At 71.4% G+C, this 14,114-nt stretch carries 13 protein-coding genes; 2 read left to right on the forward strand and 11 right to left on the reverse strand.

The genetic code is table 11. The features are described 5' to 3' along the window. Positions 1-65: 65 nt before the first annotated feature. From aroQ to ACFVS8_RS02795, 11 genes are all read right to left on the reverse strand, one after another. Positions 66-521, reverse strand: a complete 456-nt coding sequence (aroQ, locus tag ACFVS8_RS02745) for a type II 3-dehydroquinate dehydratase (protein ID WP_387057330.1) — start codon at positions 519-521, stop codon at positions 66-68. Beyond that, complete coding sequence (gene aroB / locus ACFVS8_RS02750) at positions 518-1,603, reverse strand: 3-dehydroquinate synthase (RefSeq protein ID WP_387057332.1); 1,086 nt, start codon at positions 1,601-1,603, stop codon at positions 518-520. The genes aroQ and aroB overlap by 4 nt, the downstream gene beginning before the upstream one ends. Continuing rightward, a complete protein-coding gene (locus ACFVS8_RS02755; RefSeq protein ID WP_387057334.1) occupies positions 1,600-2,166 on the reverse strand; it encodes a shikimate kinase in 567 nt (188 codons plus the stop codon). Before ACFVS8_RS02755 ends, aroB begins: the two co-directional genes overlap by 4 nt. After that, entirely contained in the window at positions 2,159-3,379 is a 1,221-nt protein-coding gene (aroC, locus tag ACFVS8_RS02760; RefSeq protein ID WP_387057336.1) for a chorismate synthase, read from the reverse strand. The genes ACFVS8_RS02755 and aroC overlap by 8 nt, the downstream gene beginning before the upstream one ends. 24 nt (positions 3,380-3,403) lie before the next feature. Next, positions 3,404-4,234, reverse strand: coding sequence for a shikimate dehydrogenase (locus tag ACFVS8_RS02765; RefSeq protein ID WP_387057338.1), 831 nt, complete (start codon positions 4,232-4,234; stop codon positions 3,404-3,406). Between the two features lie 7 nt (positions 4,235-4,241). After that, positions 4,242-5,918 carry an endolytic transglycosylase MltG gene (gene mltG, locus ACFVS8_RS02770; protein ID WP_387057339.1) on the reverse strand — a complete coding sequence of 559 codons (1,677 nt, stop codon included), beginning with the start codon at positions 5,916-5,918 and terminating at the stop codon, positions 4,242-4,244. Further along, positions 5,915-6,391 (reverse strand): Holliday junction resolvase RuvX, encoded by a 477-nt coding sequence (gene ruvX / locus ACFVS8_RS02775; protein ID WP_387057341.1) that lies wholly within the window; start codon positions 6,389-6,391, stop codon positions 5,915-5,917. Before ruvX ends, mltG begins: the two co-directional genes overlap by 4 nt. A 3-nt stretch (positions 6,392-6,394) precedes the next feature. Then, on the reverse strand, positions 6,395-9,052 hold the full coding sequence (gene alaS, locus ACFVS8_RS02780) for an alanine--tRNA ligase (RefSeq protein ID WP_387057343.1): 2,658 nt from the start codon (positions 9,050-9,052) through the stop codon (positions 6,395-6,397). A gap of 60 nt (positions 9,053-9,112) precedes the next feature. Further along, entirely contained in the window at positions 9,113-9,310 is a 198-nt protein-coding gene (locus ACFVS8_RS02785) for a hypothetical protein (RefSeq protein ID WP_387057345.1), read from the reverse strand. A gap of 185 nt (positions 9,311-9,495) precedes the next feature. Then, complete coding sequence (gene rpsD, locus ACFVS8_RS02790; protein ID WP_387057347.1) at positions 9,496-10,119, reverse strand: 30S ribosomal protein S4; 624 nt, start codon at positions 10,117-10,119, stop codon at positions 9,496-9,498. 199 nt (positions 10,120-10,318) lie between these two features. After that, positions 10,319-11,830 (reverse strand): replication-associated recombination protein A, encoded by a 1,512-nt coding sequence (locus ACFVS8_RS02795; RefSeq protein WP_387057349.1) that lies wholly within the window; start codon positions 11,828-11,830, stop codon positions 10,319-10,321. Between the two features lie 135 nt (positions 11,831-11,965). On the opposite strand from ACFVS8_RS02795, the gene ACFVS8_RS02800 reads away from it, so the two are divergent. Both ACFVS8_RS02800 and ACFVS8_RS02805 read left to right on the forward strand, forming a co-directional pair. Further along, positions 11,966-12,757: a peptidylprolyl isomerase gene (locus ACFVS8_RS02800; protein WP_387057351.1), complete on the forward strand. Its 792-nt coding sequence runs from the start codon at positions 11,966-11,968 to the stop codon at positions 12,755-12,757. Between the two features lie 92 nt (positions 12,758-12,849). Then, entirely contained in the window at positions 12,850-14,082 is a 1,233-nt protein-coding gene (locus ACFVS8_RS02805) for a DUF349 domain-containing protein (RefSeq protein ID WP_387057353.1), read from the forward strand. Positions 14,083-14,114 lie beyond the last annotated feature (32 nt).

A 14,114-nucleotide genomic window follows, 5' to 3' on the forward strand; every position in this document is an offset into this window, starting at 1 on the left:
TCGAGTGTAGTCGCTCGACTCGGAGAGAGCCAATGCGAGCGGATGCCGCGGGCGGGCGGCGCACGTCAGCCCTCGGCCTGCCCGGTGATCACGTCGAGGAGGCGGGCGACCGCGGTCGCGTAGCCCCCGACGCCCTCGCCGATGACGTGCACGGCCGCGACATCCGCCACGTAGGAGTGGTGGCGGAACGACTCGCGCGCCATCACGTCGGAGATGTGCACCTCGGCGACCGGCAGCGCCACGCCCGAGAGCGCGTCGCGAAGCACGACCGACGTGTGCGTGAGGCCGCCGGGGTTGATCACGATGCCGGCGCAGTCCAGCCGGGCCTCGTGGATCGCGTCGAGCAGCACGCCCTCGTGGTTGGACTGCACGGCGCGCACCTCGAACCCGCGTGCGGCCGCGGCATCCGTGACGATGCGCTCGACGTCGGCCAGCGTCTCGGTTCCGTAGATCTCGGGCTCGCGCGTGCCGAGCAGGTTCAGGTTCGGGCCGTTGACGAGCAGCAGCCTGCGCTCGCTCACGAGCCGATCTCCTGGTAGGCCGCGAACAGCAGCGACTGGTCTGGCGCCTGCATGACGGTCGGCTTCGCGAGGTCGTCGAGCACGATGAAGCGGAGCTGCCCGCCGCGCGACTTCTTGTCGCGCTGCATGGTCGCGAGCAGCGTCGGCCAGCGACCCGCCGGGTAGCTCGTCGGGAGCCCGAGCAGTTCGAGGATGCTGCGGTGCCGGTCGGCGACCTCGTCGGAGAGCCGGCCCGAGAGCCGCCCGAGCTCGGCGGCGAACGCCATGCCGACCGAGATGGCCGCACCGTGCCGCCACTGGTAGCGCTCGGCGTGCTCGACCGCGTGTCCGAGGGTGTGCCCGTAGTTCAGGATCTCGCGGAGTCCCTGCTCGGTGAGGTCCTCCGAGACGACGTCGGCCTTCATCTGGATCGCGAGCTCGACCACGCGGCGGAACTGCGGCGTCGTCGGGTCGGTCGCGACGTCGGGGTCGGCCTCGATGACGTCGAGGATCTCGGGGTACTTGATGAACCCGGCCTTCACGATCTCGGCGAAGCCCGCGAGGATCTCGTTGCGCGGCAGCGTGTCGAGCAGGTCGAGGTCGCAGAGCACGGCGGCGGGCGGGTGGAACGCCCCGACCAGGTTCTTGCCCTCGTTCGTGTTGATGCCGGTCTTGCCGCCGACGGCCGCATCGACCATGCCGAGCACGGTCGTCGGGATCTGCACGACCCGCACGCCGCGTAGCCAGGTGGCCGCGACGAACCCGGCGAGGTCGGTCACGGCGCCGCCGCCCAGCCCCACGACGGCGTCGGAGCGGGTGAAGTCGGCCTGGCCGAGCACCTGCCAGCAGAACGCCGCGACCTCGATGCGCTTGCCGGCCTCGGCATCGGGGATCTCGGCGAGCAGCACCTCGAACCGGTCGGACAGCGACTCGCGCAGTGCTGCGGCGCGGGCGCCCAGGGTCGCGGGGTGCACGACGAGCACCTTCTTCACCGCCGGGCCGAGCGCATCGCCGAGGCTGGCGAGCACGCCGTTGCCGACGACGACGTCGTAGCCCTCGTCGCCGCCCACCCGGATGCTCGTGGTCGGGTCGCCTGCGGTCATCGTTCTCCTCCGAATCGGTGGGTGATCTGTTCGACGATACGTCCGACGGAACGCCGCGACGTGTCGATCTCGAGGTCTGCGAGCGCGGCGTAGACCGGCGTGCGCTCGGCGAGGATCGCCTTCCACCGGTCGAGTCCGCCCTCGGCGAGCAGCGGACGGTTGCCGCCGACGAGGCGCGCCTCGACCGCCTCGGCCGTGACCGTCAGCAGCACCACCGCGGTGTCGGCCAGTTGCGTGCGCGTCTCGGGGTGGAGCACCGCTCCCCCGCCGAGCGAGACGACGGCCTGCTCGGCCAGGGCCTCGGCGACGATCTCACGCTCGACCGCCCGGAAGCCCGGCTCGCCGTCGCGGGCGAAGATCGCGGCGATCTCGCCGTACCGCTCCTCGATGCGCGCGTCGGTGTCGACGAACGGCACGCCGAGCGTCGACGCGAGGCGTGCGCCGACGCGCGACTTGCCGGCGCCCATCGGACCGATGAGCACGATCGGGAGCACGACGGATGCCGCGGGCTCAAGCCCCCCATCGGCAGGCCTCGCGCCGGGCGTGGGGCCCGACTCAGACACGTGCGGACGCGGCATCCGCCGTCGCGATCTCCGTGCGGAGCGCGTCGGGGATGGCCGCGAGGTACGACTCGAGGTTGCGGCGGGTCTCGCCGACGGAGTCGCCGCCGAACTTCTCGAGCACGGCGTTCGCGAGCGTGAGCGCGACCATGGCCTCGGCGACGACGCCGGCGGCGGGCACCGCGCAGACGTCGGAACGCTGGTGGTGGGCGGCAGCGGCCTCGCCGGTGGCGACATCGACCGTGGGCAGCGCGTGCGGCACCGTCGCGATGGGCTTCATGCCCGCCCGGACGCGGAGCACCGTGCCGGTCGACATGCCGCCCTCGGTGCCGCCGGCGCGATCGCTCGCGCGCACGATGCGGCCGTCGCTGAGGTGCAGCTCGTCGTGCGCGGCCGAGCCGCGACGGCGGGTCGTCTCGAAGCCGTCGCCGACCTCGACGCCCTTGATGGCCTGGATGCCCATGAGCGCCGCCGCGAGCTGCGAGTCGAGGCGTCGGTCCCAGTGCACGTGCGAGCCGAGCCCCGGCGGCACGCCGTACGCCAGCACCTCGACGACGCCGCCGAGCGTGTCGCCGTCCTTGTGGGCCGAGTCGACCTCGGCGACCATGAGCGCCGACGTCTCGTCGTCGAAGCAGCGCAGCGGGTCGGCGTCGAGCGCGTCGACGTCGGACGGGCGCGGCAGCGGGCGGCCCTCTGGCACTCGCACCGGCCCGATGGCGATGGTGTGGGCGACGAGCTCGATGCCGAGCTCCGAGAGGAAGCTGCGGGCGATCGCGCCGAGCGCGACCCGCGCGGCCGTCTCGCGGGCGCTGGCCCGCTCGAGCACCGGGCGCGCCTCGTCGAAGTCGTACTTCTGCATGCCCACCAGGTCGGCGTGCCCGGGTCGCGGGCGCGTGAGCGCTGCACCGCGGCCGCGGCCGAGACGTGCGGGGTCGATGGGCTCGGGGCTCATCACCTCCTGCCACTTCGGCCATTCGGTGTTGCCCACGCGCACGGCGATCGGGCTGCCGAGGCTGAGCCCGTGGCGCACGCCGCCGGAGATCGCCAGTTCGTCCTGTTCGAACTTCATGCGCGCTCCACGGCCGTAGCCGAGTTTGCGGCGCGCGAGATCGGCGCGGAGGTCATCGAGTGAAACGGGGATACCGGCGGGAAGACCCTCGAGGATCGCGACCAGCTCTGGGCCGTGCGATTCTCCGGCAGTGAGCCAACGGAGCATGGGTTCTATCCTTCCACAGCCGCGTCAGAGCGTTTCGCGCATGACGGCGAGCACGTCGTGCTCGTCGGGCAGCGGAACTGTCGGGTCGCCGCCGACGAAGACGCGCACCTGCAGGAGCGCCTGGTGCAGCAGCATCCCGCGGCCGTCGATGACCCGGCCACCCGCGGCCAGCCACTGCGACGCGAGCGGGGTCGGCCAGGGCGCGTAGGCGACATCGAGCAGCAGCGCGTTCGCGACGAGGGAGTCGGATGCCTCGACGCCGGCGTCCGTGCCGCCCGGCAGCGTGCTGACGACCACGTCGACCGGCTCCTCGCGCCGATCGCCGAGGCCGCCGATGTGCTCGGGCGTGACCCGGGCCCCGGCCGAACGCCCCAGCTCGACGAGCGCGGTGCCGGCCTCGGGACGTCGGAGCAGCAGGCGCACGGTGGCGACGCCGAGCTCGGCCAGCGCGACGATGGCCGATGCCGCGGTCGCTCCCCCGCCGACGACGATCGCCGTGCGCGCCTGCTCGACTCCGGCCTCGCCGAGCGAGCGCACGATGCCGCCGACGTCGGTGTTGAAGCCCAGGCGGCGGCCGCCGTCGAAGAGCACGGTGTTCGCAGCTCCCGTCAGCCGTGCGATCACGTCGACCTCGTCGAGCACGGGCACGACGTCGTACTTCAGCGGCATGGTGAGCGAGAGCCCGCGCCACGAGGCGTCACGGCCGGTCACGAACTCGCCGACCTCGGCGCCGTCGACCTCGATGCGCTCGTACTCCCAAGGCAGGCCGAGACGCCGGTACGCCGCGAGGTGGAGTCCCGGGCTCTTCGAGTGCGCGATCGGTTTGCCGAGCACGGCCAGTCTGATGGTCGTCATCGACGCCTCACCCGTACTCGGGGTGCTCGTCCATCCACGCGAGCCACTTCGCGACCGCGGCCTCGTGCTCCTCGACCGTCGCGGAGAAGATCGTCTCCCCGGTGTCGAGGTTCCACGTCACGAAGAACAGCCACGGTCCGTCGGCCGGGTGCAGTGCCGCGTCGATCGCCAGGTCGCCCGGGTTCGAGATCGGTCCGACGGGCAGACCCGGGTGCACGTACGTGTTGTAGGGGTTGCCGGCGTCGGCCCGCTCCTCGTCGGTCGTCGTGACCAGGTGGGTGTTGCCGGTGCCGTAGGCGACGGTGGCGTCGGACTGCAGCAGGCCGCTCGGCCACTGGTTCGGATCGAGGCGGTTCTGGAACACCCGCGAGACCTTGTAGAAGTCGTCGCGGAGTCCGGCCTCGCGCTGCACGAGCGCCGCGAGCACGATCGTCTTCCATCGGTCGGCGGGCGCGACCCCGGCCTCGTCGAGCGCCTGGAACTGCCGATCGACGAGGGTCTGCAGCACGGCGTGCGCGTCGAGTCCGGGATCGAGCGTGTAAGTGGCGGGAAACAGGAAGCCCTCGAGGTTCGTCGCCTCGGCGGGAAGGCCGTACGACTGGGGCGACTCGGCGGCCGCGGCCTGGAGTTCCTCGAGCGGCACGCCCGTGCCCTCGGCGATCGTCGGCAGTGCGTCGACGGTGGCTGTGCCCTCCGGGATCACGAAGGTGTTCTCGAGCTTGTTGGCGGGATCGGTGAGCGCGTCGAGTGCGGCCTGCGCACTCATCTGGTTCGCCATCTGATAGGCGCCGGGGTGGAACTCGGGCTCGGGCGACTGCTCGAGCAGGAGGTCGTAGAACGCGTCGTACGAGGCGACGATGTCTTGATCGGCGAGGTTCTCGGCGATGCTCGAGCCCGTGTCGCCGTCGTGGATCATGAACACGACCTCGCCGGTGCCCGCCCCGTCGTAATCCTCCGCCGGTGTGAACTGCGCCACGAGCGCGGCGATCGGCCCCTGCAGGAAGAACACCGCGCCCGCGATGAGGGCGCCGACGATGAGCAGGCCGATGAGGCATCCCCATGGCCCCCGGCGCTTCTTCTTCGGCTCGTGGTACTCGTCGAACGCATCGGCACGTCGGTCGACGCGCGAGGCGACGAACGGATCGGTTGGCTGCGTCGGCTGCGGACCCGTCATCCGCTCGGCGGGCGCCGACGGCGAGCCGCCGGGCAGAGGCTGTCCGTTCTGCGGTGCCGGCTGCGGCCCGGTCGATGCCCGCACGGCGAGGCTCGCGGTGATGGGGTCGACCACCCGGCGCTCATCCGGGGCAGCACCCTCGGCGGCGATCGGCGTGAGCGGCACCCCCGGAGTCCCGAACCCGTCGGCTGCGCTCACGGCGTCGGCGGATCCGGAGGCGGCTGCGGCCTGCTCCCGCTCTCGCAGTTCACGGCGGGTGAGCGGACGACCCGGCTCGTTCGACGCCGCGGCACCCGCTGCCGCGGTCGGCACGCCGCCCGTCGGGGCAGCACCGTTCGGCACGCCACCGGCCTGCGCGGCGTCGGCGGGCGAACCTCCGGGCCCGGCCGGTGCGGCCGGTCGGGCCGGTCTGGTCGGAGGCTTCGGTGCCTCGCCGTTGAGCAGGGCGTGCCAGTCGGATGCGGCACGCTCGGAATCGGGGTCTCGGCGCTCTGGGGGGAGCTGAGTCACAGGGTGGACGGCCCTTCGTCGGGGGTCAGCGGCCGCCCGGGCGGATTGCCCGAGGCGCGTTCGCTGTCGAGTGCATGTTGCAAAATGATAACGGCCGCGACCTGATCCACGACCGGACGTTGCGTGCGAGTCGATCGTCCGGCCGCACGGAGCGCCTGCTGGGCGCTCACGGTCGACAGCCGCTCATCGACAAGGCGCACGGTCGCGCCGGCCTCGACGAGGCGTCGTGCGAAGGCGACCGCGTCGTCGGTCGACGGCGTCGAGGCGCCCGACATCGAGAGCGGATGTCCGACGACGAGCTCGAACGCCGAGTACTCCTCGGCGAGCTCGAGCACGCGCCGGATGTCGGCGTCGCCGTCGGCCGCCCGGGGCACCGTCTCGATCGGCACCGCGAGCATGCCGGCGGTGTCGCTCCGTGCGACGCCGATGCGCGCCCGACCGACGTCGATGCCGAGCCGTGCCCCGGAGCGCATCGGCTAGCCCGCGAACGCCCGGCGCACCGCGTCGAGCGCCGCCGGGATCGCCGAGAGGTCGCTGCCGCCGCCCTGGGCGAGGTCGGGCTTGCCGCCGCCTCCGCCGCCGAGCACGCCGGCCATCGTCTTCGCGAGTGCGCCGGCGTTCGCCCCGGCGTCGCGCGCTGCGGGAGACGTCGCGACGATCGCGACGGGCCTGCCGCCGACCTCGGCGGTCAGGGCGACGACGGATGCCGCGTCGCCGAGCTTGCCCCGAACGGCGGTCGCGAGCGAGCGCAGTTCGTCGCCCGAGCCGAGCGATCCGACCGTCTCGGCCACGAGGAGCACCTCGCCCGTGCGCACCGCGTTCGCCGCGAGGGCGGGAACCCGGTCGGTGAGCGCCTTCGCCTCGAACTGGGCGATGCGCTTCTCGGCGGCCTTGAGGTTGGAGACGAGGTCGCCGATGCGCTCGACGAGCTGGTCGGGGCGGGTCTTCAGGTTCGTGCTCAGCTCGGAGACGAGCGCACGCTCCGCGGCGAACCGGCGGAAGGCGTCGAGGCCGACGAGGGACTCCACGCGTCGGTTCGAGGCGCCCACCGACGACTCGCCGATGATGTTGATCATGCCGATCTCGGCGCTCGACCGCACGTGCGTGCCGGCGCAGAGCTCGCGCGACCAGGGGCCGCCGATGTCGACCACGCGCACGACATCGCCGTACTTCTCGCCGAAGAGCGCCATGGCCCCGAGCGCCTTGGCCTCGTCGAGCGGGAGCTCGCGCGTGACCACCTCGAGGTTGTCGCGCACCGCGTTGTTCGAGATCTCCTCGATCTCGGTGCGGGTCTCGGCAGAGAGGGCCTGGTTCCACCCGTAGTCGAGGCGGAGGTACCCGGCCTTGTTGAACGAGCCCGACTGGTGGGCGTTCGGGCCGAGCACCTCGCGAAGCGCAGCGTGCACGAGGTGCGTTCCCGAGTGCGCCTGCGTCGCCCCGCGGCGGTACTGCTCGTCGACGACGCTCGTCGCGGGCACGCCGACGCCGACCTCGCCCGAGAGCACCTTGACGGTGTGGCTGATGAGGCCCTTGACCGGCTTCTGCACGTCGAGCACCTCGAGTTCGAACCCGTCGCCGACGATGCGCCCCTGGTCGGGCGCCTGACCGCCGGACTCGGCGTAGAGCGAGGTCTCGGCGAGGATCACCTCGGCGGTCTGGCCGGCGATCGCCGCAGCGGCGGGCTGCCCGTCGACGAGGATGCCGAGCACGCTGGACTCGGTCATGAGGTCGGTGTACCCCGTGAACACCGTCTCGCCCTTGGCGCGGAAGTCGGCGTACACCGAGAGGTCGGCGAGCACCTTCTTCTTCGACTTCGCATCGGCCTTGGCGCGCGTGCGCTGCGCGGTCATCAGCTCGTCGAAGGCCGCGCGGTCGACCGCGAGGCCCGCCTCGTCGGCCATCTCGAGGGTCAGCTCGATCGGGAATCCGTAGGTGTCGTGCAGGAGGAACGCGGTGTTGCCGGCGAGTTCGGCCTTGCCGGCCGCCTTCGTCTCGCCCACCGCGGCGTCGAGGATCGACGTTCCGGACTCGAGCGTGCGGAGGAAGATCGCCTCCTCGCCGAGCGCGAGCTGTTCGATGTGCGCGTAGTCTCGCTCCACCTCGGGGTAGGCGGCCTTCATCGCGTCGCGCGACGCCGCGAAGAGCTCGCGGAAGGTCGGTCCGTCGACGCCGAGCAGGCGCATCGCCCGGATGCTCCGTCGCAGCAGTCGGCGCAGGATGTAGCCGCGGCCCTCGTTCGACGGTGCGACGCCGTCGCTCATGAGCATGAGCGCCGAGCGCACGTGGTCGGCGATGACCCGCATCCGCACGTCGTCGTCGTGGTTCGCCCCGTAGGTGCGGCCCGACAGCTCGGCGGCGCGGTCGAGCACCGGGCGAACCTGGTCGATCTCGTACATGTTCTCGACGCCCTGCTTGATGAACGCGACGCGCTCGAGGCCCATGCCGGTGTCGATGTTCTTCTTGGGCAGTTCCTTCACGATGCGGAAGTCGGTCTTCGACTTCACGTCGTCGATGAGGTACTGCATGAACACGAGGTTCCAGATCTCGACGTAGCGGTCGTCGTCGGTGGCGGGGCCGCCGTCGATGCCGTACGCGGGACCGCGGTCGAAGAAGATCTCCGAGCACGGGCCGGCGGGGCCGGGCTGGCCGGTGTGCCAGTAGTTCGTGTCCTTGCCGAGGCGCTGGATGCGCTCCTCGGGCAGTCCGGCGATGCGCTTCCAGAGCTCGATCGCCTCGTCGTCGTCTTCGTAGACGGTCACCCAGAGGTCTTCGGGCTTGAAGCCGTATCCGCCGTCGTCCTCGGACGTGGTCAGGAGCTCCCACGCGTTGGTGATCGCGCCTTCCTTGAAGTAGTCGCCGAACGAGAAGTTGCCGTTCATCTGGAAGAACGTGCCGTGGCGCGGCGTCTTACCGACCTCTTCGATGTCGTTCGTGCGGATGCACTTCTGCACGCTGGTCGCGCGCGGGAACGGCGCAGGGACGATGCCGGTGAGGTAGGGCACGAACGGCACCATGCCGGCGACGGTGAAGAGCAGGGTCGGATCGTCCGACACGAGCGAGGCCGAAGGCACGACCGTGTGGCCGCGGCGTGCGAAGAAGTCCAGCCAGCGCTGGCGGATGTCTGCGGTCTGCATGATTCCGTTCTGGTTCTGCTTCCGGAGGCTCGCTCCGGCGGGTGGTGGAGAGGGTGCCGGTCAGTCGACCAGGTCGTCGACCGCGGCCTTGAGCTCGGCCTCGCGCTCGTGGTACCCGTCGGCCACGGCGCGCCCGAAGGCCTTGGCCTTGGCGTCGACCGACGAGAAGAACTCACGGCCCTGCGAGGTCTGGTTCACCTGGTGCGCGACCACGAAGCCGGCGACGATCCCGGCCGTGAACCACAGAATGCTCTTCACGAAGTGCTCCCTCAGCGTGTTGTCGTTCCGGCCGGCCGCACGTGCGCATGGCGCCGACGTGCGCCGCCGAGTCTTCGCATCAGTCTAGTGGCGGCATCGGATGCCGCGGGGCGGCCGCGGCACCGTGGAGACGACGCAGGGGCCGCGGAGAGAACTCCGCGACCCCTGCCTCGACGAACGCTGGATCAGCGAGCGGCGTAGTACTCGACGACGAGCTGCACTTCGCAGGTCACGGGGACCTCGGAGCGCTTCGGGCGACGAACGAGCTTCGCCTGGAGCTTGTCGAGCTCGACCTCGAGGTAGCCCGGGGTCTTGGGGAGCACGTCGACGTGACCGCCGGCAGCGGCGACCTGGAACGGCTCGGTGCCCTCGGAGCGCGACTTGACGTGGATGAGCTGACCCGGCTTCACGCGGAACGACGGGCGGTCGACGAGCTGGCCGTCGACGAGGATGTGGCGGTGCACCACGAACTGGCGGGCCTGCGTGATGGTGCGGGCGAAGCCGGCGCGCAGCACGAGCGCGTCGAGACGCATCTCGAGCAGCTCGACCAGGTTTTCACCGGTCTGGCCGGAGGTGCGCTTGGCCTCGACGTAGGCGATCTTCAGCTGCTTCTCGCGGATGCCGTACTGGGCGCGCAGACGCTGCTTCTCGCGCAGACGCACGGCGTAGTCGCTGTCCTGCTTGCGCTTGGTGCGACCGTGCTCGCCGGGAGCATAGGGGCGCTTCTCCATGTAGCGCGCGGCCTTCGGGGTCAGGGCGACACCGAGGGCGCGGGAGAGGCGGGTCTTGCTACGTGACTGGTTCGACACGAATGTCCTTTCGGAAGAATCTCAAGTGGAATCACGGCGCGAACGTGCGCCGGAATCTGTGTCAGAGGGATTCGCCAAGGGTGGATCGGCTACAGATCGCACCCGTTCGCCGGTGATCCCCTCGCAGCCGCGCTCGAGGATCAGGCTTCAGGCCAGCGACCATCATAACACGACGGAGGCCCTTGACCGAGCTGCGCCGTCAGCGGCCCTTCGCTCCCCCGCGCACGATGCGCCGCAGCTTCGCCAGCCGGGCCGAGACCTCGCGCTCGTTTCCGTGCTCCGTCGGCTCGTAGTACACCGCACCGCGGAGCTCGTCGGGCAGGTACTCCTGGCCGACGACGCCGATCGGGTCGTCGTGCGGGTAGAGGTAGCCCTTGCCGTGACCGAGCCGCTTGGCCCCGGGGTAGTGCGCATCGCGCAGATGCTTCGGCACCCGGCCCGCCTTGCCGGCCCGCACGTCGGCGATGGCCTTGTCGATGCCGAGGTACGCGGCGTTCGACTTGGGGGCGGTCGCGAGGTGCACGACGGCCTGGGCGAGCGGGATGCGGCCCTCGGGCATGCCGATGAACTGCACCGCGTCGGCGGCAGCGACGGCGACCCCGAGCGCGGTCGGGTCGGCGAGCCCGATGTCTTCGGAGGCGAGCACGATGATGCGCCGGGCGATGAATCGGGCGTCTTCGCCGGCCTCGATCATGCGCGCGAGATAGTGCAGTGCGGCGTCGACGTCGCTGCCCCGCACCGACTTGATGAACGCGCTGATGACGTCGTAGTGCTCGTCGCCGTTGCGGTCGTACCGGAGCAGCGCCCGGTCGACGGCACGCGCCACGAGTTCGGCGGTGATGACTGCGCGAGGCGCGGAGGCGGCCTCCGCGGGCGCCTCCGCGTCGGGCGCGGCCCCGGAACTCGGAGCGCGATCGTTGGCCGCGCGGTCGTCGGCCGCAGCGTCGGTCGCATCGTCGTCGGCCTCGTAGCCACCGGCCGCGCCGTCGCCGACCTGCTCCGCCCGATCGGATGCGGCCGCCTCGGCGGCGACGCCCGCCGCGGCGACGGAGGCGGCCTCGAGCGCCGTGAGCGCACGACGGGCGTCGCCGGACGCGAGGCGGACGATCGCCGCGCGGGCGTCGGGCTCGAGGTCGACCCCGCCCGCCAACCCCCTGGGGTCGGCGACGGCACGATCGACGAGCACGCCGAGGTCGTCGTCGGAGAGGAGTTCGAGCGTGAGCAGCAGCGATCGCGACAGCAGGGGCGAGATGACCGAGAACGACGGGTTCTCGGTCGTCGCGGCCACGAGGATCACCCAGCCGTTCTCGACGCCGGGCAGCAGCGCGTCCTGCTGCGCTTTGGTGAACCGGTGGATCTCGTCGAGGAAGAGCACGGTCGAGACGCCGTAGAGGTCGCGGCTCGCGCGCGCCTCGTCCATGACCTGCCGCACATCGCGAACGCCCGCGGTCACCGCCGACAGTTCGACGAACTTGCGGCCCGATGAGCGGGCGATCGCCTGCGCGAGCGTCGTCTTGCCCGTGCCGGGCGGACCCCAGAGGATCACCGACACCGAGCCGGACTCGCCGGTGCGGTCGCCCGCGAGCGCCACCAGCGGCGAACCGGGAGAGAGCAGATGACGCTGCCCGGCGACCTCGTCGAGGCTCGTCGGGCGCATGCGCACGGCCAACGGCGTCGCGCCGGCGCGCAGGCCCTGCGCGGAGTTCACCATGCGATCCAGCGTAGCCGCGGCATCCGACACCGATGACGCGCGCAGGCCGCGCGAATCGACGAGCCATGGGCGATTGGTGCCGGGACCCGCGCTTGCGTAGAGTCTGCACGCAGGAGTCCCCCAGAAGGAGCATGCGTGGCATCCAACGACCGTCAGGCGCGCGAGGAACGAGCGCGACTTCGCACCTACCAGGCCCGTCAGCGGGTGCACGAGGGCAAGCAGCGGCGACGCACGCGCGACAACGTGATCGCCGCCGTCGCGCTCGTCGTGGTGCTCGTGCTCGCGACCGCCGCGCAGCTCTTCTACTTCGGCGGAGGCCCCGGCACCCCGGAGCCGGTCGCGAGCCCCGAGGCCACGACCGCTCCCCCGACCGACGCGACGGGTCAGAACACCGGCGACGTGCCCTCGTCCGACCTCGCCGAGGGGCGCACCTGGACGGGCACGCTCACGCTCAACGACATCCCCCTCGGCATCGAGCTCGACGGTGCGGCCGCGCCGCAGGCGGTCTCCAGCGAGATCAGCCTGATCCAGTCCGGCTTCTACGACGGCGTCGGATGCCACCGCCTGACGACGGAGGGCATCTTCGTGCTCCAGTGCGGCGACCCGAACGGCGACGGCAGCGGCGGCCCCGGCTACAGCTACGGCCCGGTCGAGAACGACCCCGACGACGGCGTGTACCCGGCGGGCACGATCGCGATGGCCCGCCAGAGCGGCAACGGGTACAGCCAGGGCAGCCAGTTCTTCATCGTCTACGCCGACACCACGCTTCCGGCCGAAGACGGCGTCGGCGGCTACACCGTGATCGGCAAGGTCACGAGCGGGCTCGACCAGCTCCAGTCCGGCGTCATCGACGCCGGGGTCGTCGACGGCGCCACCGACGGCGCCCCTGTCGTGCCCGTCACCATGACCTCCGTGACCGTCCAGTAACCGACCACGCCCGCGCACCCTTCCGGCGGTGCAATAGGGTTGAACCGACAACGCCGCCGAAGGGCGGCTTCCGAGCACGACAGGGTGAGGCCGTGACCGATTCAGCACAGCAGCCGTGGGGCCGCGTCGACGAGACGGGCACCGTCTTCGTTCGCACCAACGACGGTGAGCGCGAAGTCGGGCAGTACCCCGACGCGACCCCCGAAGAGGCGCTCGCCTACTTCGAGCGGAAGTACGCAGATCTCGCCGGGCAGGTCACCCTGCTCGAGCAGCGCGTCCGACGCGGCGCACCGGCGGCCGACGTCGCGAAGGCGGTCAACACGCTCAAGGAGTCCGTGGCCGCGGCACACGCCGTCGGCGACCTCGACGCCCTGTCGACGCGCCTCGAGGCGCTCTCGGGCACCACCAAGGAGCTCACGGAGCAGCAGCAGGCAGAGGCGAAGGCGGCCCTGGCCGATGCCATCGCCGAGCGCACGCGCATCGTCGAGCAGGCCGAGGCGCTCGCCGCGCAAGACCCGGCGAAGACCCAGTGGAAGCAGACCACCGCCGAACTCGACGGGCTCTTCGCCGCCTGGCAGCGCCACCAGCAGGACGGCCCCCGCCTGCCGAAGAACGATGCGAACGACCTCTGGAAGCGATTCCGCGCGGCCCGCTCGACCATCGAGACGCACCGCAAGGCCTTCTTCGCCGATCTCGACGCCGCGCACCGCGACGTCCGCACGCGCAAGCAGCGACTCATCGAGCGCGCAGAGGCCCTCGCCCCCCGCGGCGCCGACGGCATCGGCGAATACCGGCAGCTGCTCGACGAGTGGAAGCAGGCCGGCCGCGCAGGCAAGAAGCTCGACGATGCGCTGTGGGCGAAGTTCAAGGCCGCGGGCGACGTGCTGTTCGGCGCCAAGGCCGAGATCGACGCGCGCGACGACGAGGAGTACCGGGCGAACCTCACGGCCAAGCTCGCGCTGCTCGACGAAGCCGACAAGATCCTCGGCGAGAAGGATCCGAAACCGGCTCGAGCCGCCCTCAACAAGGTGCAGCGCGAATGGGACGAGATCGGCCGCGTGCCGCGCGATCAGGTCCGCACGGTCGAAGACCGCCTTCGCAAGGTCGAGAACCACGTCCGCTCGCTTGAAGACGAGCGCTGGGAGCGCGAGGACCCCGAGAAGAAGGCCCGCTCGGAGGGCATGCTCGGCCAGCTCCACGACGCCATCGCGAAGCTCGAGGCCGAGCTCGCCGCAGCGGAGGCGGCGGGCGATGCCCGGGCCATCGCCGAGGCCCGCGAGGCGCTCGAGGCTCGCCGCGCCTGGCTCAAGGCCGTCGGCGGCTGATCACCGCTGAGAGAACGTCGAAGCGCCCCCTG

Source organism: Agromyces sp. NPDC058110, from assembly GCF_042884735.1.
Lineage (GTDB): Bacteria > Actinomycetota > Actinomycetes > Actinomycetales > Microbacteriaceae > Agromyces.